The organism is Pontibacter virosus, assembly GCF_003096355.1.
Taxonomy (GTDB): Bacteria; Bacteroidota; Bacteroidia; order Cytophagales; family Hymenobacteraceae; genus Pontibacter; species Pontibacter virosus.
This window is the reverse complement of record NZ_QEKI01000006.1, coordinates 165,679-187,581: the sequence shown is the minus strand read 5'-3', so window position 1 is coordinate 187,581 and position 21,903 is coordinate 165,679. Positions and strand designations below refer to the sequence as shown.

Sequence of the window (21,903 nt, the reverse complement as noted above, 5' to 3'; positions counted from 1 at the left end):
AGGTTATACCTGCTGTGTCAGTTCCTTTGGTTGCATAATGGTGCGGAGTTCTTTTCTGAACACGACATTTCCGGGCAATGAAACATCCTCACCCTCCGTAACGGCAAGGGCTTCTATCCATACCTCACCTGTATCATAGTAGTTGAGCACAAAGAAGCCTCGTTGTTCCAGCGTAAAGGTGGCTTTGCCGCCTTTTTTGACAAATGAGGTTTTGCTGCCCGACCCGCTCACAATGTAATGATTGTCCCGCACCTCGAAGTGCTGCAGGTTATGGTCGTGCCCCGCAACGTACACGATATTGCTGTATTGGTGGAAGATGCGTAACAGGCGCTTGCGCATCTTACGGTATTTTCGATGCGACATATCCTCATAAGCACCAAACAACTTGCGATAAAAAGGGTAAAGCGAACCGAAAATGGGCAGGGGGACATAAATACGCTTGTGTGCTGCAGTGAGTGGGAAAATGTGCTGCTTGATCGTAAACTTACCGCCGTGTAGGGCATTGCTGTAGAGCGGGTGATGCGCTGCTACTACGATGCGTTGGTGTCGGTTACGGCGCAAGATCTGGTTCAGGCGCACAAAAAACTCTTCAATGTTATCATAAGGGCAACCCTGCGCAGTACCCATGGGTTTTTCGCCGCGTTGCACCCACCATTGCGTGTTAATAATCACCAGCAGCAGTCCGTCTGCCAATTGTATGGTCTCCGGTCCCGGACAACCGTGGCGGGGCAGGTAACTGCTTTCATCCTGCAGCGTATCGACCACATGTTTTTCCTGGCGCAGCACATACTCCAGCCCTTTTTTGCGCCCTTTGTTCCAGTCGTGGTTGCCACTGAGAAAAATCTTTCGTCCTTCGTAAGCGCCCATTTGTCCCAACAGAAAATCCAGACGCTCTTTGGCGGCAGGGTAGTGGCGGTGCGTTTCGGCAGGAAGCCCCACCGGGTATAGGTTATCCCCCAGGAACAGGACGCTGCCATCCGGACCTGTATTCTGCTGCCACTCTTCCAATAGCCGCATAACGGGATCTGTGCCGTCGATGGCCACATAGCCCACATCACCCATAAAGGCAATGCTGTGTACCAGCTTCGCCTCCGGTTTGGGAAAGCACTTGCGCCAGCCTACATCGGAGAGTCTGTAAAATGGTTTGTTACGGTACTTGAGTTCCTGCCAATAGCTGAACAGCCCAAACACCAAAAACAAAACAGTAGATATAATGAGAAAGTATAGCAGCATCAGAAGTTGGGTGGCGTGAGATTTTTGAAATGGCCATTGAGTTTGACGCGCTCCTTAAGCTTCTCGGTTTCGGCTACAATGGGTAGTACCTGGAGGAGATGCTGCAGGATCATCTCCTGTCGCAGGGCCTCACTGTTGCACTGCAATAAGGTATATTCCTGTTCCGTGTTGAGCCCTAAATGATGACCAACATCGTATGAGGTGAAGTTTTCGGGTAATTCCATCAGGATATTGCCTATACCTAAGGCGGAATACAACTCCTGCAACTTACCGCGTATCCGTTCCTTCGTCACGATGTCTTCGTCTGCCAGGTTCTCCACTTCCTCCACCTGGCCACCTGCGTACAGCCTGCCGGGTGCCTGTTTGTCAAACTCTATGATTTTGAAAATGCCCATGCCCTGCGTGCGGATGTCCATCTCACCTGTTTCGTATTTCTTTTCAACGTGCAGCAGCTCGATCTCCGTACCGTAGACACCCACGCCGTTGTTGATGAACGTGGGAATACCAAACGTACCACCGCTCTCGAGGCAGTCGTAGATCAACTGCTTGTAACGGGGTTCGAAAATGTGCAGGTTCAGTTTCTCGCCCGGAAATACCACAATATTTAGAGGGAACAAGGGCAAATACTTTTGCATGGTCTTTTTTTTAGCTGGATAACAGGCAAGTACAGGTTTTGTATATGGAATACGGGTTTGATTAAGTGCGTGTTAAGTATTACAATTCAAGCAGACTGCTTTTGTTGCAATATGAGCCAAAACACTTAGCTTTGCGCACTTATTTTCGACCTTTTAAAATGAAGAAGAAACGGCTGGGCTTTCGTGAGATCAGGCTTATCGTCACAAAGCTTTTGCTGAGCCTCGTGCTCCTGAGTGTGCTGTGGGTGCTGGTATACCGTTGGGTGGCGCCACCCGCCACGCTACACATGGTGAAGCGCCGTGCCGAAGCCGGTGCAGCGGGCAAGGATAACCCTGCGATCAGGTATAAGTTCGTTTCTTTGGAGGAGATGTCGGATCAGTTGCCGCTGGCCGTGGTAGCGTCAGAAGACCAGCTTTTCCTGGAGCACAGCGGCTTCGACTTCAACGCCATTGCCGATGCCTTCAAGCGCAACCAGAAGGGAACTAACATCAGGGGAGGCAGCACCATTAGCCAGCAGGTGGCCAAGAATGTGTTTCTGTGGCACGGCCGCAGTTACCTGCGCAAGGGGGTGGAGGCCTATTTTACTTTTCTGATCGAAATGCTGTGGGGCAAGCAGCGCATACTGGAGGTATACCTGAACATCGCAGAGATGGGAGATGGGGTGTTTGGGGTGGAAGCCGCTTCTCAGAAGTATTTCAAGAAATCAGCATCAGAAGTGGGGCGTCAGCAGGCCGCACGATTGGCGGCGGTACTTCCCAACCCGATCCGTTATTCTGCTGAAAGACCATCGGCTTACGTATTGAGAAGACAAGTGCGTATAGCCCGCGCCATGAGCCGCTTGGGCGGAACCACTTACATCAAAACCATACTTCCCGAAAAAGATGAAAAGGAATAAGTTTATCGGCGCACTGGCCCTGGGTATAGGCCTGTCACTGACAGCCTGCCTGCAGCAGGATGAAAAGCAAATAGAACTTGCCAGAAGCGCACCTGCCATGCATGATACAGCGGAAGCAGAAGCGCAGGTGCGCGATATGCTGGCTTCGCAGTCGGCCTGCTGGAGCCAGGGCGATCTTGATTGTTTTATGCAGGACTACTGGAAATCGGACTCCCTGCTGTTTGTGGGCAAAAGCGGCCTGACCTACGGCTGGCAGAAGACCCTCGACAACTATCGTAAAAGCTACCCTGATCCGGCAGCCATGGGCAAGCTGACCTTTGACCTAAAGGAAATGCGCCACCTGACCGCAGACCATATGCTCGTGGTAGGTAAATGGCACCTGCAGCGCAAGGCCGAACTAGGCGACCTACAAGGCCACTTCTCCATCATCCTCAAGCGCTTCCCCGAAGGCTGGAAGATCGTAGCAGACCATTCGAGTTAGAGATTTAGTGAATTGGTGGTTGAGTGAGTTGGAGAGTTTGTTAGTGCGTGATTTAAATCATTGAATTAATAGTTCAAAAATCAATAATTTAACAATTAAAAAATCACTCAACCACTCCATCACTCAATTTAGAAACTACTCATCTCCTTCGGCATCCACTTCGGTCTCTCTGGCGATTTCCGGGAGTTCCTCTGTGAAGATATAGCCGTATTTGGCTGCGTGTTCGGCGGCTTCCAGGGTCTCTTTTACGAGCACCATTTCCACCTCTTTGCTGTCCTTAAATTCGTCGAAGATACTGACCACCTTGGTTGTGTGTTTTTCGATGTTCACATCCCGAATATAGATAGCCAGAACGCGGCCCGGGTGATTCTTTACAACCTCGGCATAGATCTCTGCATCCTGCTGGCCACTGTCACCGATCAGGATGAACTTGAGCTCCGGGTAAGTGATCAGTATGTTCTCGATCTCTTTGTACTTGTGGCTCATGTGGTCGGAGGCGCCGAGCTTGCTTTCATCCAGACCAAAGTCGCGGAGCAGGAGCGGGCCCTGCGGTATCTCGTTTAGCTCCAGAAAGTGGTAGAGTAAATCATACGTGTTCCAGGGACTACTCGAGACGTAGAAAAAGGGGTTATTGCGCTTGCCGTTGCGCCCTAGTTGCAAGGACTTGTAAAACGAGGCCACACCGTGGAACGGTATGCGGGTATGGGCATTATTGAGCAGCACGTTCCGGCCAGTCTGCAACAGACTTGTGGCACCGGTCCTCACGATGGTATCGTCGATGTCGCTGATAATGCCATACTCTGCGTCAGGGGGCGGTACCAGCACATGTGCCTGTGCCTTTACCGGACCTTCAAACTCTACAGGAGATTCTGAAAGTGTGATATCAATTGTGTGCCATACATCCTCAAGCACAAGTGGCTTTTCTGGAGCGAGGTTCAGCACAAAATAGCCTTCCACGTCAGTCGTGATTTCATGCTTCTGATCTCCCAGGCACAGCTCTATGCGTGCTCCCGGTATCTCCCGACTGTTGAACCGCTTGTACATGTTCAGGATATTCTCCCAAAGCGTATCATTTTCTTCTGACAAGGTGATGCCCTTATCGACCAGCACACGGCCCTTCACATAAAGGCGGGTGGGAGTGCCGTAGCTGCGGTAGGCCATGATGTGCAGCGGACCAAACATGTTGAGCTTGCGGCGCAGGTTAAATGTCAAGGTGTCAAACTTCTCCTCAACTTTTAAAGCAGCTTTTCCAGCCGTGTTTTTTATCTTTTTCATAGTCTGCAGGTATAGAGGTCAAACAGAAAGGCCTGCCCTGCGGCAGGCCTTTGCTGATTACAGGTTCAAACTTCTTTTCAGTTCGCTAAAGTCATTGTCAGGGGCTCCGTCTGTTGCGCAGCCACGCTGTTTGGCCTGTTGCTGTATGTTTTCGATGCGGTTGTCCGGGTTGGGGTGGGTGCTTAAAAACTCTGGCGGGTTGCTACTCTGCGCCTCGGCGTTGAGCTTCACAAAGAAACCGGCTGCTCCATCGCAGGCGTAGTAATCAGTGCCATCCAGGTATAGCACAGAGGCGTTATCAGCTTCGGTTTCAGCACCACGACTAAAACTTAGTCCGGCCAAGGTGCCACCCAATTGCGCGGCAATCTGCTGCAAGGCTCCCGGATTATTACCCAATGCCACAGAAAGCAGGATGGCGATGCCGTATTGCCGCTGCAATTGCTGTACACTATGGCGTTTGTCAGCATGGGCTATTTCGTGGGCAAGTACCCCGGCAAAGTGGTCTTCGTCATCCAGGAATTTCATCAGACCGGTATAAACATAGATATACCCTCCCGGTGCTGCGAAAGCGTTCAGGGTCTCACGGTCGTCGATGATCTTCACCGTCCACGCAAAATCGTTCCGGTACTTGATCTCGCCGGAGTTGAGCACACGGTTCACAATACGGTCGAGGTGGGTGTAAGCTTTTTGAACGTTGGCATTGGTAGAAGTGCGCTCCAATAGTTTGCCTTGTGCACGAAAGGTAGAGTCTACTTGCTGCGATACCTGCTCACCCAGCCGGATATCGTCCTGGATAGAGAAGATCACCCCTTCATTGTCTTTGCAACTGCTCATAAAAAACACGCTGACAAAGAAAAACAGCCAGGGTGCAGTACGATTGATATGCTTCATCATGTAAATAAGAGTGGTAAAATTTAGTTAAAGCTGTGCGCAGGTATAAGCTTAAGAAGCGTACCCTGCAGTTTGCTTAAAACTAACGTGATTAGATTTTAGTATGCGCTTACGAATTAAAATTGGCCTTGGTTGGAAGGAGAACTAAGAGGTAGAGCGCAGAATTTAGTGCAAATAAAAAAGCCCCTGAATTTCAGGGGCTTTTTCCAAGTGTAGTATGGTCTATTTTACGGATGAGGTACCTACGGGGTTGCCGTTGGTATCAAGCTCCACCACTTCGTAGCTCAGCTTCTGCAGTTGAGGCAACACAGTTTTCTTGTCGCCCACTACCACGATGTGCATCTTGTCAGCTGGCAGGTGCTTGGCGGCCAGTGCGTCAATTTCCTGTTTCGTCATGTTGTTGAGAATCTGCGTCTGCTTGCTCACGTAGTCCTTCTTTAGATCGTAACGCAGGATGCGTCCCAGGAAGTTCGCCTTTTGTGCAGGCGTTTCGTACTGGCGGGCATCTGACTGACCGATCGAGTTTTTCATAAACTGCAGTTCATCTTCTGTGATGCCTTTGGTTCTGAAATCGTTGATCTCCTTCATGAACTCTACCACAGAAGCGGCTGTAGCATCGGCACGCACACCGGCAGAAGCCGTGTATGGACCTGCAAAGCGACTGCCACCGAAGCCAGAGCGGGCACCGTAGGTATAGCCTTTGTCTTCACGCAGATTCAGGTTGATGCGGCTGTTAAAGGCACCACCCAGCACGAAGTTCATCAGCGAAGTTCTGTAATACTCACCGGTCGCATCGTAAGGAAGGGCCACGTAGCCAATTCTGATCTCAGACTGTGCTGCATCCGGCTTGTCTACGAAGTAGATCTTCGTGCCTGCAATAGCCGGAGCTTTCACATCAGTTGGCAGGGTCACGTTTTTCTTCTTCCATTTTTTGAGGAAGTCCAGCTTGCCGATGATCTCTTTCTCGTTGATATCGCCTACTACTACCAGTTCAGCGCCTGTAGGAGTGAAGTTGGCTGCATAGAACTGCTTTACATCGTCCAGGGTGATGCTGGTTACTGACTCCGTAGTACCTGATGTCGGGATGGCCATGATATGGTTTTCGCCATAGAGCAGTTTGTTGTACACGCTGCTGGCAATGGCCGTAGGCTGTGTCGACTGGTTGGCTATACCTTCGAGCTGCTGCTTTTTCAGACGCTCAAAGTCATCCTGCGCGAACTTAGGACGGAACAGGCGCTCTTCAAGCAGTACTAATGTCTTGTCCAGGTTTTTCTTCAGCGACTGTACGGTTACATAGGTGTCTTCAGTGCCAGAGCCGATGCGGATGGAGCTGCCCAGTTTGTCAAGCTCACTGGTGAAGGCCTCCGAAGTATAGTTTTCAGTGTCTTCATTCATCAGAGACGCCGTAAGGGATGCTATACCTGCTTTGCCACTGTTGTTGGCCAGCAGACGGTGTCCGCCAGGTATAGTCAGTTGCAGGGTAACGGTTGGTATCTCATCCGACTTGGTGCCGATCACCTTCATGCCGTTCTTGAACTTGGCAGTATAGAAGTTAGGCACGCTCACCGCTTTAGCCTGACCCGCTACCGGGCGCTTGCTGCGGTCAAAAGAATCAACTGCTTTGGTATAGCTCAGTCCGCTGTAATCCTGCGGCTCAGCTACAGACACGTTGGTGTCAACCTTATAGTTGTCGGCTTTGGCCACCATCTCTGGTTTGCCTTTTGGCACCACGCTCAGGATAACGGCAGGCTTGCCTTTGATGTATTGGTTGTACACACGCATCACGTCCGCTTTGGTCAGCGCGTTGATGCGGCGGATTTCTTCCTGCAGGTAGTTCGGGTTGTTGCGGAAGGTTTCATAAGCAGCCAGCTGTGATACTTTGCCGCTCACGCTTGCCATTCTGTTCACCAGGCTCGACTCGGCAGAGGCTTTGTAACGCTGCAGGTCTTCGTCGGTTACACCGCGTGTTTCAAACTCCGTGATAGACTTGCGCAGGAGTTCTTCCATCTGGGCCAAGGTGCTGTTTGGATACGCCATAATGGTAATACCAAATTCACCAGCCAGCTCCGAGGTAGAGTTCATGGCAGAGGCCTGCAGCGCTTTCTGCTCTTTCACAAAGTTTTTGTAGAAGATAGAGTTACGTCCCTGACCCAGGATTTCGGCCAGTACATCCAATGCGTGCTCGTCTTTGTGACCAGCCTCCGGAACCGGGTACGTCATGCGCAGCATCGGGAAACGGATGTTGTCTTCGTAAGAAATGTAACGGTCTGCGGTAAGTGAAGCTACCATTGGCTTCATGTCCTGCACGGCCGGGCCGGTAGGTATAGAGCCAAAGTATTTCTCTACGAGCTTCACTACATCAGCCGGGTTTACGTCACCACCCACTGTTACAGTGGCGTTGTTCGGTCCGTACCAGCGCAGGAAGAAGTTCTTCAGGTCTTCCACGTTCACGCGGTTCAGATCCTCGATGTAACCAATCGTGGTCCAGGAGTAAGGGTGGCCGTGCGGGTAGAGGTGCTGGGAGGTTTTCTCGTACACCAGACCGTAAGGGCGGTTGTCGTAGTTCTGGCCACGCTCGTTCTTCACGGTTTCGCGCTGTACCTCAAATTTCTTCTGGGTTACGGCGTCCAGCAAAAAGCCCATGCGGTCGGCTTCCAGCCACAGGGCTGTTTCCAGCTGGTTGCTTGGTACGGTTTCGAAATAGTTGGTGCGGTCGCGGTTCGTGGTGCCGTTCAGCGTACCACCTGCATCCGACACGATCTTGAAGTGCTCTTCGTCGGCTACGTTGTCGGAGCCCTGGAACATCATGTGCTCAAAAAAGTGCGCGAAACCAGACTTGCCTACTTCTTCGCGGGCCGAGCCCACGTGATAGGTTACGTCCACATGCACGACCGGATCGGAGTGATCTTCGTGAACGATCAGGGTTAGGCCATTGGCCAGTTTGTATTTTTCGTAAGGTATAACCAGCTCATCACTTTTCTTGGTTACCTTTTCCACGAGTTTTGTCTGCGCCTCGGCAGCACTGACCACACTGGCCGTGAGCACGATACTCAAACCGATTTTCTGTAGCATATAATTTGTTTTAGGTGAACGATTGGTCTTGTGTTAGGACCAATATAACACATAAAGGTTTAATGCTATAAGAAAATATAGACGAACGCCTATTTTGTCTCGGCAAACACTTGTTTGGCAAACATTACGGACACGGCAAGGGTCAGTAAGGCCACTACCAGCATGGCGGTTGTGAGCAGAAAAGCCATGCCTGCCGTTTGTGTAGAGTTCGGCTCTGGCGCTTCCTGCACCATCTCAAGTAAACGAATAAAGTAGGTGCCCGATCGCCAGCCAAGCAGCAGCGTCAACAAGCCCGCTTCAGCTGTACCGAGCAAAAAGCCCCAACGGTGCTTCCTGTTTAGGAAATGTCCTGCCACCAGCGCCAGCAAACCACCGGCTATACCTGTGATGAGGGCAGTTCGGGCCTGTTCGCCAGCCACATCGACGGCTACGGCGCCGCAGCCCAGCAAAAACACACCAAAGAAGGCGTAGAGGTAAGAGATTTGTTTATGTATGGTCATGAGTATGTCTTTATCCGGAGGCAAATATAAGGGTAAATCTTAAGGAGGAAGTTACGAAAGCGGGCCAAGCGCGTAAGCTGGGAATAACTTTTGCATGTCTTTAATGTATTATAGGCAAATGGCGCCTAATGCCTCAGCGGATGACGAAGAAAGAACTACACGATTTACATAAAAATCCTACCCTCTCAGCGGAGTGGGCGGGATTGCGCTATACCTCAGACGAAAGGCCGGGTATTACCCGTAAAAAGGCCGGTACTGGCTTCTACTACCTAAACTCCAAAGGGGAAAAAGTGACAGATGAAAAAACACTGGCCCGCATCAGCAAACTGGTGATACCACCTGCCTGGACCGAGGTATGGATATCCAACGCGGCACGTGGGCACCTGCAGGCCACAGGCCGCGATGACAAAGGAAGAAAGCAGTACATCTACCACCCAGAATGGCAGCATGCCCGCAATCTGACCAAATTTGGCCGTATGATTACCTTTGGCAAGTCTCTACCCACCCTGCGGGAGCAGATAGAGAAAGACATACAGTCCCGCGAATTGGACAAGCGCAAGGTGACGGCGCTGGTAGTGTCGATCATGGATAATGCGTTGATCCGGATCGGCAACCGCGCTTATGCCAAGTCAAACAAATCCTATGGCCTGACTACGCTACGCGACCGGCATGTTACCTTCAATGGCCACACCGTGACTTTCTCGTTTGTGGGTAAGAAAGGGGTAGAGCAGAAGATCGACCTGAAAGACAGGCGTCTGGCGCAATTGGTAAAGAAGTGCAAGGACATTCCGGGTTATGATCTGTTTCAATATTATGACGAAGATGGTGAGCGGCAAACGTTGGAGTCAGGCGACGTGAACGAGTACCTGCGGGAGGTGACTGCCTATGATTTCACGGCAAAGGATTTCAGGACCTGGGGCGGTACCGTGCGCATGGTAGAGTGTCTGGAGCGTGTCATTGACGAGGACCCGGAGATTGACAAAGAGAAAGGTATAAAAGAAGCGGTGAAAGAAGTGGCCAAAGGTTTGGGCAATACCCCGACGGTTTGCAGCAAGTACTACATCCACCCCGAAGTAGTAAACCTCTTTCGCGAAGACAAACTAATGAGCTTCCTCAAAAAGCACGATCCCACCAAATCGAAAATCGAACACCTGAGCAGTATGGAGCATTTTGTGCTGAAAATGCTTGAGAAAAGCATGAAAGTTTAAGGGTTTAGGAGTTGGAGAGTTTAGGAGTTAATAGGCAATTACTTTGAAATTAAGTATTGGTATGTAAATCAGTTTGTAGAATCGCAAACGCTGAATTTGTTGCCTTCTGAACTCCCCAACTTTAATTCCCTTCCCTGTCGTAGGCGTGGACTTTAACGTCTCTTGTGGTTAGGTCTTTGGCTTCGGTCCCGAAATCGATTTCGTTTCCGCGCTCGGTATCGTAAATGTGTGTCATCTTGCGCCAGCCTTCAACGGAGGACTTGTCCGTGATTTCGTCTTCCCCGAGTCCCCCGTACACCTCTACCAGTATACCTTCGTTTACATCGCCTTCCAATAAAAATTCATCGTCTCCGCTGAGGCCGTGAAGCGTAATCTTTTCTGTTTCTTTTCGGAGGAATGTCCGTTGGTAGAGCGTCTTTTCAGGTATACCGGTTTGAGCAGCGCGGCTTAAGGTTACTTCGGTACGGTCATCATCCAGCCGCCGTACCCGAAAGATATCCGACTGGTCAGTACCAGCGATGGTAACCTCTTTGGCCAGTATTTCATACATTTCTTCGGCCACTTCAGGTAGTTGATCGCGCCGGTTTTTCAAGTTTTGAGTGGCGGTTTCTCCCTTTAAAGTATAGATGGGAGTAGGTAGATTCTTCACAGCCTGTTCAATCACATCATCCGTCAGCTTTACTTGCATATCCTTTGCGATCGCTAACCATTCTTCACGCGTCAATTCATGAAGCAGGCGCTCGTCAATAAAGCTGGCATTGATCATCAGGGCTTTCACATCTTTGATCTTCGGTCCGAAGGAGTTGAACTTGCGGGCCATCAGCTTGCTGGTGGCGAGGAAAGGTATGGCGCCGTCGTCCATCTTCAGAAAGACCTGATCACGGTCCTTGGGTATAGGCTTATACCTTATCTCCGGACCCTCCTGGTAAGTGGCCCAATCCCACTGGCCTTTGTGCCGGTCCCAGTCACCGACAAGCACATCCAGGAGGCGGGCGCAGGCAAAGGCCCTTTGATCAAAATGATGGGTATTGGTTTCATAGCGATTACGAAGGGCATCTTCAGAATCTGCAAACCCAGCGACACCTCCGAACATATTCAACGTGTCGGCTATACCTTCAAACTTCTCTTCGAGCATGTATACCTTGCCCTGCACTGCCTCAGCAAATTCTCCGAAAGAGGTATCATTCTTTGGAACATAATAAAGTATGGGAGTGGTATGGAAAACACCAGCCGCTTTGGCCAGGCCAGGTAGGATTAAGGCCCCATAAGGGTTGGCAGACGAGATTTGGTCGCGAAGGATGTTGGTGACAAAAGTGGGTCGCCAGAATTTGGCCAGCACCTGCACGGGGTCCTTGTCGATGGAGCGGAAGGCGTAAATGCGGCCGAGACTGTCCTGGAGCTGGAAACTGCTCGTCTGGAATCCACCGCCTTTCTTCACGACTTTCATGCCGCCATTTACACGGGACAGATCAAATAAAGGGAGTTTAACGGGAGTGGTCCAGCTATCGCGGTGGTGGTCGCCCCAGAAAAGGCGGTGCAGCCAGCTGCGGTCGTAGTGACGGCCTGCCACTACCCATGCGCTGTCAGTGCCAGCCGGGGGCAGGTCATACTCTCCCGGCTGCACCAAAGCGTCTTGTTGGTAAAAATTATCGTCGACGCAACTGCTGAGCAAGAGCGTGAGAAGCAGCAGAAGCGTCGTTTTAAGGTATAAGTGCTGCATAAGGTATAGATACCATCCTTAAACGCAGCCTCGTCGCAAGGTTTTCGCTATTTGCGTTTTTGTCTGTAATAGCTGATCAGTCCGGCTGTGGAGCTGTCGTGATCTGTATCCGTATTGTTGAGTAGTTCTTCTTCAATAGCGCCGGCAAGTTGCTTGCCAAGTTCCACACCCCATTGATCGAAGCTGTACACGTTCCAGATCACGCCCTGCACAAAAGTCTTGTGCTCGTACATGGCAATCAGGCTACCTAAGGCATAAGGGGTGAGCGAGTTAAACATGATAGAGGTGGAAGGTTTGTTGCCTTCGAACACCTTGTGCGGTACCAGTTGCTCGAGTTCTTCAACAGCCATACCTTTCTTTTCTAATTCAGCGCGCACCTCGTCCTCGGTTTTCCCCTTCATCAGTGCCTCGGTCTGGGCGAAGAAGTTGGAAAGCAGCATCGGATGGTGTTCGCCGATCGGGTTGTGGCTGTTCACCGGGGCCAGAAAATCAGAAGGTATCAGGACAGTGCCCTGGTGGATCAGCTGGAAGAACGAGTGCTGCCCGTTGGTGCCAGCTGCTCCCCAGATCACGGGTTGCGTTTGGTAGTTCACGTACTCGCCGTTGCGCATAGCAGTCTTGCCATTGCTTTCCATCTGCAGTTGCTGCAGGTACTCCGGCAGCAGGCGCAGGTATTGGTCGTAAGGCAGCACGGCATGCGACTGCGCCTCAAAGAAGTTGGTATACCAGATGCTCAACAAGGCCATCAGTACCGGTATGTTCCGGCGCATCGGAGTTTCTTTTAGGTGTTTGTCCATGGCTTCGGCGCCACGCAGCAATTCCTCAAATTTATCATATCCCAGCGCGCAGGCCACTGACAAACCAATAGCTGACCAGAGCGAAAAGCGGCCGCCCACCCAGTCCCAGAAGCGGAAGGTATTTTCCGGCGCGATGCCGAACTTAGAAACCGCCTCGGTGTTGGTGGAGAGTGCCACAAAGTGCTTGCTCACATGCGCCTCGTCTTTGGCTGATTCCAAAAACCAGCTGCGGGCCGTGTGGGCGTTGGCAATCGTTTCTTTGGTGGTGAAGGTTTTGGAAGCAATGATGAAAAGCGTGGTTTCCGGATCGACTTTGCGAAGCACTTCTGCCGCATCGGTGCCGTCCACGTTGGAGATGAAATGCACCTCGATGTCCGGTTTCTGGTATTTTTTGAGCGCCTCGGTTACCATTTGCGGACCCAGATGCGAGCCGCCTATACCTATGTTTACCACATGCTTTACTTTTTTGCCGGTATAGCCCGTCCACTCGCCGCTATGCAAACGGTCGCAGAAGTCCTTCATCTGGCGTTGCACATCCCGCACTTCCTCCAGCACATTTTCTCCGTCTACCATCAACTCCTGATCGCTGAAGTTGCGCAAAGCGGTGTGCAGCACGGCACGGCCTTCGGTAGCGTTAATCTTCTTACCGCGCAGCATGCTCTCAATAGCGGATGGCACCTGCGTTTCCTCGGCCAGTTCAGCTAAAAGGTCCAGCGTCTTTTCCGTGATGCGGTTTTTAGAGAAATCGTACAGCGTTCCGTCTACTTCGAACGAGAATTTCTCGAAACGTTTTGAGTCGGCTTTAAACAGGTCGCGCAGGTGCTGGTGCTTCAGCTCAGCGAAGTGTGTTCCCAGTTTTTTCCAGGCATTGGTCGTAGTCGGGTTGTCCGTGTGTAGCATGTTTTATTTTGTGTAAATGTCTATGGCTGAAATTACTCTAAAAGCAACTATCGGGTTATTGATTTTAAGTAAAGGTATTGCCTTTGGCAGGCTGTAAAGTTAAAGTAAATTTCGGAGGTCGTCCGAATTGGTATCATTTAACCTCCTCCTGCGTAGGTCTATAACCGGATACTTTCATTCAATGCGTCAGATTGTTGCGTATGTAAGGTATAGGACATTGTTATATATAAGAAGAGGAACATGAAGGAAAATAGAAAAGAAACAGAAAACAAAAATAAACCGAAGACAGGTATACTGCGCGAAGACGAAGGCAAACGCACGCCTCCTGCCCACACGGGTTATATTACGGGCGGCGACAATCCGGCTAATAGACCGGAGCAGGGACCTGACGTGCCCCCACACGAACGCACAGAAGGTATTCCTTAAACGATCACCCATTTTTTGTGAAGTACATGCCTGGGTACACCAGGCGTATACTTTACAGTTATGTCCGGGCCTAAGGCTCGTTCGGTATCCTGATTTTAAAACCAATCGAAAACATGAATACCCTTCAGCAAAATCTCCAGGAGAAAAACATCAAGGCCCTGATTTTTGATCTCGACGGTGTCGTGACGCAAACTGCCCGTGTACACGCCCAGGCCTGGAAGCGCATGTTTGATGCCTACCTGCAGCAGCGTGGTGAGAAAGATGGCAAGCTATACGAGCCACTCGACATAGAAACCGATTACCGGGAGCTTATCGATGGGATTCCGCGCTATGACGGGGTGCGCAATTTTTTGGAGTCACGCGGTATCAGTTTGCCAGAGGGCACACCGGAAGATGAAGAAGGCGAAGAGACGGTAGGAGGACTTGGGAATCTGAAAAACATGTACTTTCAGGAATTGGTGAAGCAAGGCGGGGTGGATGCTTATGATGATACGATTGCCTGGCTCAAACACCAGAAGCAAAACGGACTGCGCACGGCCGTTATTTCGGCAAGCAAAAACTGTGTGGAGGTGCTGCATGCCGCAGGAATAGAAAAGCTGTTTGAAGAACACGTGGACGGACTCGAGGCGGCTCATCTGGGACTGAAGGGCAAGCCCGCCCCGGATGTTTTTCTGGAGGCAGCCCGCCGACTGGGTATTGCGCCCCAGGATGCCGCCGTGTTTGAAGACGCCCGCAAAGGAGTACAGGCTGCCAAGGCTGGTGGCTTTGGGTTGGTAGTAGGTATAGACCGTACCCACGATGAATCTGCCCTTACAAAAGTCGGAGCTGATCTGGTTATCAAAGAATTCCCGAAAGTATAAATCCACAACATCGACACCCCAAAACCTAGACTATGGTACAGAAACGTGAGGCCCTCGAACTGCCGTCGGCTCTCGAGCAACTGGATGAACTTAAAGAGCAATTCAAGGGCAAGACTCCCGCCATTTTTCTCGACTACGACGGTTGCCTGACCCCCATTGTGCAGCGACCCGAAATGGCGATCCTGTCCGACGAAATGCGGAGCGCCCTGCAAGATCTGGCTACCGTTACCAAAGTGGCTGTGGTAAGCGGACGCGACCGGCGGAACGTGGAAGAACTGGTAAAACTTGACAACCTGTACTTTGCCGGATCACACGGATTTGATATCACCGGTCCGGGTGGCATGGCCTCGGAGCCGGGAGGAGCCAAAGCCGCCCTGCCCGCCTTAGATAAAGCGGAAGACGTCTTACAGGAAAAACTTAAAGGGGTGGAAGGTAGCCTGGTGGAGCGAAAGCGTTATGCCATTGCCGTGCACTACCGCAACGTAGCTGACGATGAGGTGGTCCAGGTGCGAAAGGTCGTGGACGAAGTACTGGACACGATGCCGGAACTGAAAATCGGTCACGGCAAAAAGATTTACGAACTCAAACCGAACATCGACTGGCACAAAGGCAAAGCGGTGATGTGGCTGATGGAAGAGTTAGGCTTGGATGATAGCAAATACATTCCGCTTTATATCGGGGACGATATTACCGACGAAGATGCCTTTGCAGAGCTGCAGGGGAAAGGGATAGGTGTACTGGTAGGTGAACACGACGAAAAAACGGCCGCTACCTACCGGTTGGAGCGTGTGGATGATGTGCGTGTTTTCCTGGAAGACCTGACCGACACCATCAAACAGAAAAGCAATGGCTGATTGGAGCATCATCTATGACCAATGGGTTCCGAAAGAGCAAACCCTGCGTGAGGCAATCTGTACCTTAGGAAACGGTTACATTGCCACCCGGGGAGCATTTGAAGAAGCCAAAGCAGAACCGGATCTAAACTACCCGGGCACCTACCTGGCTGGCGGCTACAACCGGCTTACCTCCGAGGTGGCCGGTAAGCAAATCGAAAACGAAGATCTTGTAAACTGGCCTAACTGGCTCCCTGTTTCTTTCCGGCATCCTGGCGAGGAGTGGTTCCATATGAGCAGCGTCGAAGTCCTGGATTTTAAGCAGGAGCTCGATCTGAAGCACGGTGTGTTGCTTCGCCATGTGCATTTCCGCGATAGCAGAGGCCACGAGTCCAAGCTCAATACCCGCCGCATTGTTAGCATGGCCCACCCACACTCTGCAGCGCTGGAGTGGCAGCTCACGCCGCTTAACTGGTCGGGTGAGGTAGAAATACGGTCTGCCCTGGACGGACGCGTGATCAACAGTGGCGTAGCCCGCTACCGCACATTGGCTAGTAAGCACCTCGAAACGTTGGAACAGGGGCAGCACGATGAGGAAAACATGTTCCTGGTCGTGCAGACCGTGCAGTCGAAAACCCGCATGGCACAGGTAGCCCGCACGCAGGTATACCTGAATGACCAGGTCAGTGGTGTGTTGCCTCAGACCAAAATTGAGGAAGGTTATGTAGAACACTTGTTCAGGTTGCAGGCGACGAAAGGCCAGCCTTTGCGCCTTGAAAAGAGTGTACTGATTTACACTTCTCGCGACTGGGCCACATCGGAGCCTCTACAGGATGCCTGCGTCAACATCAAGCGGCAGGGCACTTTTGAGGCGTTGCTGGAGGAGCATAAGCGGGCATGGCAACGACTCTGGAACCGCTGTGACCTCGACACAGCCTGCAACGCCAAAGTACAAGGGGTACTTCGTCTGCACGTGTTCCACTTGCTGCAAACAGTTTCCGGTCATACCGTCGACCTCGATGTAGGCGTACCTGCCCGTGGCTGGCACGGAGAAGCTTACCGGGGACACATTTTCTGGGATGAGCTGTTCATCTTTCCTTTTCTTAACCTGCACCTACCTGCCATTACGCGGGAATTGCTGATGTACCGCTATCGTCGTTTGAACGAGGCCCGCAGTGCCGCAAAAGAGGCAGGATACAAGGGCGCCATGTTTCCTTGGCAAAGTGGCAGCAATGGCCGTGAAGAGAGCCAGGTCATTCACCTAAATCCGCAGTCCGGCCGCTGGCTCCCTGACAACACGTTCCTGCAGCGTCACATCAGCTCGGCTGTTGCCTACAATGTCTGGCACTACTATCAGGCCACCGATGACATAGATTTTCTGAGCTACCACGGTGCTGAATTGATGATGGACATCGCGCAGTTCTGGTCTACTATCGCTACCCTGAACCAGGAAACCGGTCGCTACGAGATACTGCATGTCGTAGGTCCTGACGAGTACCACACCGAGTACCCCGATTCTGAGGAAGTGGGTCTTCACAATAACGCTTACACCAATGTGCTGGCCGTCTGGGTCATCCAAAAGGCGCTGCAACTCAAAGAGGTGATAGATGACTCCCGGTACGAGGAACTACTCACCAAACTGCACATCACACCTGACGACCTGACACGCTGGGAAGACATCAGTAAGCGCATGTATGTGCCTTTTCTGGAAGATACCCGAATCATGGCACAATTCGACGGCTATGACCAACTGCAGGAGTTCGACTGGGATACGTATAAAGCGAAGCACGGCGAGGCCATGCGGCTCGACCGCATCCTCGAGAGTGAAGGAGACAACGTGAACAAGTACAAAGCCAGCAAGCAGGCCGATGTCCTGATGCTTTTCTACCTGTTTTCCTCTGAAGAATTACTCTCCATCTTCAAGCAGCTTGACTACGATTTTAAGCCTGAGAATATCCGGGTGAATATAGCCTACTATGAACAGCGCACCTCCCATGGCTCCACGCTGAGCAAGATTGTGCATGCGTGGGTGTTGGCCCGTTCGGACCGGAAACGATCATGGGTCAATTTTGAGATGGCCCTGATGAGTGATCTGAAAGATATACAGGGAGGCACCACGGCCGAAGGCATACACTTAGGGGCCATGGCCGGTACAGTAGATCTGGTGCAACGCGCCTATACAGGCCTTGAGATACGTGATGATGTGTTGTGGCTTAACCCGGTTCTTCCGGAAGAAATGCCCTGCCTCAACCTGCAGTTGCGCTACCGCGGACATTGGCTGGAACTGAACATCACATGCCATAAACTGATCATTACGTTTGACAGAGGCTGGTCCAAAGAAGTGAAAATAGGTGTTTGTGGTGAAGTCCATACTTTCAGGACCGGTGACAAGAAGGAGTTTGATATTCAGCGCTGAGGTAAAAACTATTTTCAAAGCAGATTATATATACCTGTACCTGTTTGAAATCCATTATACTTGAAGAAGCATGCACAAGGTCCTGACCATCACCATCAATCCTGCCCTAGACAAAAGCACCCATGTGCAGCGTGTATTGCCCGAGAAGAAACTCCGCTGCGACGAGCCCACTTTCGAGCCGGGAGGTGGCGGCATTAACGTGTCCCGCGCTATTCACAAACTAGGCGGTAGCTCCTGCGCCTGGCTGCTTTCAGGAGGACCAGCCGGAGAAAAGCTCTGCGATTTGCTTAAAAAAGAAGGGGTGGAGTATTGGTCTGGCAAAACCAGGAGCTGGACCCGCGAAAACCTGATGGTAATGGAAGACAGCACCGGCGACCAGTTCCGCTTTGGCATGCCGGGCCCGCATATAGCAGAGTCAGAGTGGCAACAGGTGCTCGACAAACTCGAGAAATTGGAACAGGTGCCGGAATACGTGGTAGCCAGTGGCAGTCTCTCTCCGGGCGTGCCCGATGACTTTTACCTCCAGATGGCCGTAATAGCACATAAGCGCAACTTTAAGTTGATCCTGGATACGTCCGGTGAGGCGTTATTGAAAGCAGCAGGAGAGGGGCTATACCTGATCAAGCCCAATTTAGGCGAGTTGGCGAAGTTGGCCGGTAAAGAGCATATTTCAGCCTTGGAGCAGGAAGCGTTTGCCATGCAGGTGCTCGATGAAGGCAAATGCAAAGTGTTGGTCGTATCGCTGGGGCCACGCGGTGCCATGCTCGCTTCTAAAAAATCAGGTATACACTATGTGGTACCGCCTACTGTGAAGCAACTGAGCGCCGTCGGCGCCGGGGACAGTATGGTAGCCGGTATGGTGATGAGCTTGTTGAAAGGTTGTTCGCTCGAGGAAGTGGTGCGCTACGGTGTTGCCGCCGGTACTGCCGCTACCATGACGCCGGGTTCGGAGCTATGCCGCAAAGAGGACACGGAAGCGATCTATCAGTGGTTAATGGAGCATCGGTAAGGGCTAACTAAAAAGGGTGAAGCTTTCGCCTCACCCTTTTTATCAGTATCAAACTATATCCTAGGCATTGCGATTCACACAATTCAAATCTTCAAATGCCTCTTTCAGTCTGGCAATGAAGTTTTCCTCGCCTTTGCGCAGCCATACGCGTGGGTCGTAGTACTTCTTGTTCGGAGAGTCCGCGCCATCCGGATTGCCGAGCTGGCCTTGCAGATAATCGCGTTTCGACTCGTAGTAGTTTTTCACGCCGTCCCAGAAGGCCCACTGCATGTCGGTGTCGATGTTCATTTTGATGGCACCGTAACCGATCGCTTCCGTGATTTTGGCCTTCTCTGAACCTGAACCGCCGTGAAATACGAAGTTCACTGGGTTGTCGCCTGTTCCGAATTTCTCTTTGATAAAGTCCTGTGAGTTTTTCAGGATCTCTGGGCGCAGTTCTACGTTACCCGGCTTGTACACACCATGCACGTTGCCGAAAGCCGCTGCGATAGTAAAGCGGTCGCTCACCTTCTTCAGTTCTTCATAGGCATACGCCACCTCGTCCGGCTGGGTATACAGTCTTGAGCTGTCTACATCCGTGTTATCCACGCCGTCTTCCTCGCCACCCGTTACGCCGAGTTCGATCTCTACGGTCATTCCGATCCTGTTCATGCGCTCCAGGTAGCTGGAGCAGGTCTCGATGTTTTCTTTTATTTCTTCCTCTGACAGATCGAGCATGTGCGAGCTGTAGAGCGGCTTACCATGCTGCTCGTAGTATTTCTCGCCAGCGTCCAGCAATCCGTCTATCCAAGGTAGCAGTTTCTTGGCAGCGTGGTCGGTATGCAGCACCACAGGTACACCATAAGCTTCGGCCATCAGGTGCACGTGCTGGGCACCGGAAACGGCACCTGCAACAGCGGCTTTCTGGTTGTCGTTTTCAAGGCCTTTGCCAGCGAAAAACTGCGCACCACCGTGCGAGAACTGAATGATAACTGGTGAGTTAAGCGCCTTGGCTGTTTCCAGCACGGCGTTGATAGAGTTTGTGCCAATCACGTTAACGGCTGGCAGCGCAAAGTTATTCTCATTGGCATACTTGAACAGCTCTGTTACTTCATCGCCGAACAATACCCCTGATCTGAAACGTTTTTCCATGAATGTTTAAGTTTTATTTCGATTTGAAATTACGGATAAATAATTTCTTAACCGAAAATTGATGATAGGAGCTACAGAAATTAGGCTATACCTTACAGGAAGGCCTAATCAAACACCAACACCTTGTCTTTGTGCTTGCCGCGCATATGGCCGCGTATGATTTGCTGTATGTCCTTGTTATCGTTGTAGCGCTGTATCTCCGACTTGAAATCGTCCAGTGAGCTCGCTGAGAAATACTCATCCACAAATCCAAAGCCAAGGTAGGTACCATGCTCCACCACGACGATCGACTTCTCGCCCATCTCGCGCCCTTTGCCCACAATCACAAAGCTATTGTGCTCGTAGGTAAATGACTCAATGGCGGCGTCCACACGGGCATTGTATTCCTCTGGTGTTTCATTACCGATGCAGGCGCCTTTGCAGATGTGCACCTGATAATCAAAGCAAGCACCAGGTGTTTTATACAAGTCACACAGCTTCTGGCACAGGTTATACTTCGATACTTTATGGAACAGGAAACCTTTCGCCTTGAACTGATTCGATAGCGCAATGATCGGTGTCATGTTCACATTGTCAGCCTTGTTCACGCTTCCGAAGGTCAGGCGTTTATACCCATTTTCGTCTTCGTAGGTAAATATTCCCGTGTTGAACACGCTGCGCCGTTGCTGGCGGTTGTAGTGTGGCTTCATCCGCTTGATCTCCGCCGACTCAAACAATAGCGCTACCAGTTCATTTCCCATCAGTTCGTAGGTAATATCAGCGATCTGGTTTTTGAACTCAATAGACTTGCGGCTCTTGTAGTCGATATTGAAGTGCTGGATAATGCGCTTTTTAATGTTGATGCTCTTACCTACATAGATCACCTCGCCTGCCTCGTTGTAAAAATAATACACACCAGGCACTGTCGGCAACGCGTCTACCTGTTCCTTGCTGATGGCAGGAGGCAGGAGCGAGGCCTTGATCTCGTTTTTGAGTTGCTCGGCCTGATCAGCCATGTGCTGTGCTCCGTCAATTACCGGCCGGTTGATCTTGATCAGCTTGTCAAAAAGCTTTGCTGTTGCTTCGGCGTCGCCGATGGCTCGGTGGCGCATCTGTAAATCTATGTCGATGCTTTTGCAGAGTTTGCCTAGTGAGTAAGAAGGCAGACCAGGTATAAGCGAACGGCTCAGGCGCACGGTGCAAAGCGTTTTGCGCTGAAATGTAAAGCCCAGATCAGCGAATTCTTTCTTGATAAAGGAGTAGTCGAAGCGCACGTTGTGGGCCACAAATACCTTACCTTCCGTGAACTGCACAATGTCTTTGGCCACCTCGTAAAACTTGGGCGCGTCCTGCACCATGTCGTCGGTAATGCCGGTGAGTTGAGAAATGAAATAAGGTATGGGGCGCTCCGGGTTGATCAGGGTGCTGTATTTATCCACGACTTCGTTTCCATCGTGAATGAAAATGGCAATCTCGGTGATTCTGTCCTGTGTAGGCTGGCTACCCGTCGTCTCAATGTCTATGATGGCGTACAAGCTGATTCTTTTTTAGGCTTTTTGGATGCTGTCTTTGGCATTTCCCAAAGGGCTATCCTGTAAACCAATATTCTTAGCAATACGTTTCAAATCGCACTTAGGCCAT

At 51.1% G+C, this 21,903-nt stretch carries 18 protein-coding genes; 8 read left to right on the top strand and 10 right to left on the bottom strand.

What is annotated here, in order from left to right; translation table 11 throughout:
• Window positions 1-3: 3 nt before the first annotated feature.
• Together C8E01_RS11345 and C8E01_RS11340 are read right to left on the bottom strand one after the other, a co-directional pair.
• Entirely contained in the window at window positions 4-1,233 is a 1,230-nt protein-coding gene (locus C8E01_RS11345; protein WP_116543557.1) for a metallophosphoesterase, read from the bottom strand.
• Window positions 1,233-1,868, bottom strand: coding sequence for an LON peptidase substrate-binding domain-containing protein (locus C8E01_RS11340; protein WP_116543556.1), 636 nt, complete (start codon window positions 1,866-1,868; stop codon window positions 1,233-1,235). The genes C8E01_RS11345 and C8E01_RS11340 overlap by 1 nt, the downstream gene beginning before the upstream one ends.
• 158 nt (window positions 1,869-2,026) lie before the next feature.
• Between C8E01_RS11340 and mtgA the strand changes: the two genes are divergently transcribed.
• A complete protein-coding gene (gene mtgA / locus C8E01_RS11335; RefSeq protein ID WP_116543555.1) occupies window positions 2,027-2,764 on the top strand; it encodes a monofunctional biosynthetic peptidoglycan transglycosylase in 738 nt (245 codons plus the stop codon).
• Window positions 2,751-3,245: a YybH family protein gene (locus tag C8E01_RS11330; RefSeq protein WP_116543554.1), complete on the top strand. Its 495-nt coding sequence runs from the start codon at window positions 2,751-2,753 to the stop codon at window positions 3,243-3,245. The genes mtgA and C8E01_RS11330 overlap by 14 nt, the downstream gene beginning before the upstream one ends.
• A 135-nt stretch (window positions 3,246-3,380) precedes the next feature.
• On the opposite strand, the gene C8E01_RS11325 is transcribed toward C8E01_RS11330, so the two are convergent.
• The 4 genes from C8E01_RS11325 to C8E01_RS11310 form a co-directional block, all read right to left on the bottom strand.
• On the bottom strand, window positions 3,381-4,520 hold the full coding sequence (locus tag C8E01_RS11325; protein WP_116543553.1) for an App1 family protein: 1,140 nt from the start codon (window positions 4,518-4,520) through the stop codon (window positions 3,381-3,383).
• Window positions 4,521-4,577: 57 nt separating this feature from the next.
• Window positions 4,578-5,414 carry a M48 family metalloprotease gene (locus C8E01_RS11320; RefSeq protein WP_116543552.1) on the bottom strand — a complete coding sequence of 279 codons (837 nt, stop codon included), beginning with the start codon at window positions 5,412-5,414 and terminating at the stop codon, window positions 4,578-4,580.
• Window positions 5,415-5,633: 219 nt separating this feature from the next.
• Window positions 5,634-8,483 carry a M16 family metallopeptidase gene (locus C8E01_RS11315; RefSeq protein ID WP_116543551.1) on the bottom strand — a complete coding sequence of 950 codons (2,850 nt, stop codon included), beginning with the start codon at window positions 8,481-8,483 and terminating at the stop codon, window positions 5,634-5,636.
• An 89-nt stretch (window positions 8,484-8,572) separates the two neighbouring features.
• Window positions 8,573-8,983: a hypothetical protein gene (locus tag C8E01_RS11310; RefSeq protein WP_116543550.1), complete on the bottom strand. Its 411-nt coding sequence runs from the start codon at window positions 8,981-8,983 to the stop codon at window positions 8,573-8,575.
• Window positions 8,984-9,123: 140 nt separating this feature from the next.
• On the opposite strand from C8E01_RS11310, the gene C8E01_RS11305 reads away from it, so the two are divergent.
• Complete coding sequence (locus C8E01_RS11305; RefSeq protein ID WP_116543549.1) at window positions 9,124-10,191, top strand: DNA topoisomerase IB; 1,068 nt, start codon at window positions 9,124-9,126, stop codon at window positions 10,189-10,191.
• A 121-nt stretch (window positions 10,192-10,312) separates the two neighbouring features.
• Here the strand turns inward: C8E01_RS11305 and C8E01_RS11300 are convergent, their stop codons facing one another.
• Together C8E01_RS11300 and pgi are read right to left on the bottom strand one after the other, a co-directional pair.
• Window positions 10,313-11,911 carry a hypothetical protein gene (locus tag C8E01_RS11300; RefSeq protein ID WP_116543548.1) on the bottom strand — a complete coding sequence of 533 codons (1,599 nt, stop codon included), beginning with the start codon at window positions 11,909-11,911 and terminating at the stop codon, window positions 10,313-10,315.
• Window positions 11,912-11,958: 47 nt separating this feature from the next.
• Window positions 11,959-13,608, bottom strand: coding sequence for a glucose-6-phosphate isomerase (gene pgi, locus C8E01_RS11295; protein ID WP_116543547.1), 1,650 nt, complete (start codon window positions 13,606-13,608; stop codon window positions 11,959-11,961).
• A gap of 240 nt (window positions 13,609-13,848) precedes the next feature.
• Between pgi and C8E01_RS11290 the strand changes: the two genes are divergently transcribed.
• The 5 genes from C8E01_RS11290 to C8E01_RS11270 all read left to right on the top strand — a co-directional run bounded on the left by C8E01_RS11290 (window position 13,849) and on the right by C8E01_RS11270 (window position 19,152).
• On the top strand, window positions 13,849-14,034 hold the full coding sequence (locus C8E01_RS11290; protein WP_116543546.1) for a hypothetical protein: 186 nt from the start codon (window positions 13,849-13,851) through the stop codon (window positions 14,032-14,034).
• 113 nt (window positions 14,035-14,147) lie between these two features.
• Window positions 14,148-14,894 (top strand): HAD family hydrolase, encoded by a 747-nt coding sequence (locus tag C8E01_RS11285; protein WP_116543545.1) that lies wholly within the window; start codon window positions 14,148-14,150, stop codon window positions 14,892-14,894.
• Between the two features lie 32 nt (window positions 14,895-14,926).
• Entirely contained in the window at window positions 14,927-15,748 is an 822-nt protein-coding gene (otsB, locus tag C8E01_RS11280; RefSeq protein WP_116543544.1) for a trehalose-phosphatase, read from the top strand.
• Window positions 15,741-18,143 carry a glycoside hydrolase family 65 protein gene (locus C8E01_RS11275; protein WP_116543543.1) on the top strand — a complete coding sequence of 801 codons (2,403 nt, stop codon included), beginning with the start codon at window positions 15,741-15,743 and terminating at the stop codon, window positions 18,141-18,143. The genes otsB and C8E01_RS11275 overlap by 8 nt, the downstream gene beginning before the upstream one ends.
• A 70-nt stretch (window positions 18,144-18,213) precedes the next feature.
• Complete coding sequence (locus tag C8E01_RS11270; protein WP_116543542.1) at window positions 18,214-19,152, top strand: 1-phosphofructokinase family hexose kinase; 939 nt, start codon at window positions 18,214-18,216, stop codon at window positions 19,150-19,152.
• 60 nt (window positions 19,153-19,212) lie between these two features.
• Here C8E01_RS11270 and fbaA read toward each other — a convergent pair whose 3' ends face one another.
• Together fbaA and C8E01_RS11260 are read right to left on the bottom strand one after the other, a co-directional pair.
• Window positions 19,213-20,283, bottom strand: coding sequence for a class II fructose-bisphosphate aldolase (fbaA, locus tag C8E01_RS11265; protein ID WP_116543541.1), 1,071 nt, complete (start codon window positions 20,281-20,283; stop codon window positions 19,213-19,215).
• 104 nt (window positions 20,284-20,387) lie between these two features.
• On the bottom strand, window positions 20,388-21,797 hold the full coding sequence (locus C8E01_RS11260) for an exonuclease domain-containing protein (RefSeq protein ID WP_116543540.1): 1,410 nt from the start codon (window positions 21,795-21,797) through the stop codon (window positions 20,388-20,390).
• Window positions 21,798-21,903 lie beyond the last annotated feature (106 nt).

Excerpts from the sequence above, each read along its gene's own strand:
- C8E01_RS11290 (WP_116543546.1), top strand. The coding sequence starts at position 13,849 with ATGAAGGAAAATAGAAAAGAAACAGAAAACAAAAATAAACCGAAGACA.
- mtgA (WP_116543555.1), top strand. The coding sequence starts at position 2,027 with ATGAAGAAGAAACGGCTGGGCTTTCGTGAGATCAGGCTTATCGTCACA.
- C8E01_RS11310 (WP_116543550.1), bottom strand. The coding sequence starts at position 8,983 with ATGACCATACATAAACAAATCTCTTACCTCTACGCCTTCTTTGGTGTG.
- pgi (WP_116543547.1), bottom strand. The coding sequence starts at position 13,608 with ATGCTACACACGGACAACCCGACTACGACCAATGCCTGGAAAAAACTG.
- C8E01_RS11340 (WP_116543556.1), bottom strand. The coding sequence starts at position 1,868 with ATGCAAAAGTATTTGCCCTTGTTCCCTCTAAATATTGTGGTATTTCCG.
- otsB (WP_116543544.1), top strand. The coding sequence starts at position 14,927 with ATGGTACAGAAACGTGAGGCCCTCGAACTGCCGTCGGCTCTCGAGCAA.
- C8E01_RS11345 (WP_116543557.1), bottom strand. The coding sequence starts at position 1,233 with ATGCTGCTATACTTTCTCATTATATCTACTGTTTTGTTTTTGGTGTTT.
- C8E01_RS11285 (WP_116543545.1), top strand. The coding sequence starts at position 14,148 with ATGAATACCCTTCAGCAAAATCTCCAGGAGAAAAACATCAAGGCCCTG.
- C8E01_RS11305 (WP_116543549.1), top strand. The coding sequence starts at position 9,124 with ATGACGAAGAAAGAACTACACGATTTACATAAAAATCCTACCCTCTCA.
- C8E01_RS11315 (WP_116543551.1), bottom strand. The coding sequence starts at position 8,483 with ATGCTACAGAAAATCGGTTTGAGTATCGTGCTCACGGCCAGTGTGGTC.
- C8E01_RS11270 (WP_116543542.1), top strand. The coding sequence starts at position 18,214 with ATGCACAAGGTCCTGACCATCACCATCAATCCTGCCCTAGACAAAAGC.
- C8E01_RS11275 (WP_116543543.1), top strand. The coding sequence starts at position 15,741 with ATGGCTGATTGGAGCATCATCTATGACCAATGGGTTCCGAAAGAGCAA.
- C8E01_RS11300 (WP_116543548.1), bottom strand. The coding sequence starts at position 11,911 with ATGCAGCACTTATACCTTAAAACGACGCTTCTGCTGCTTCTCACGCTC.
- C8E01_RS11325 (WP_116543553.1), bottom strand. The coding sequence starts at position 4,520 with ATGAAAAAGATAAAAAACACGGCTGGAAAAGCTGCTTTAAAAGTTGAG.
- fbaA (WP_116543541.1), bottom strand. The coding sequence starts at position 20,283 with ATGGAAAAACGTTTCAGATCAGGGGTATTGTTCGGCGATGAAGTAACA.
- C8E01_RS11330 (WP_116543554.1), top strand. The coding sequence starts at position 2,751 with ATGAAAAGGAATAAGTTTATCGGCGCACTGGCCCTGGGTATAGGCCTG.
- C8E01_RS11320 (WP_116543552.1), bottom strand. The coding sequence starts at position 5,414 with ATGATGAAGCATATCAATCGTACTGCACCCTGGCTGTTTTTCTTTGTC.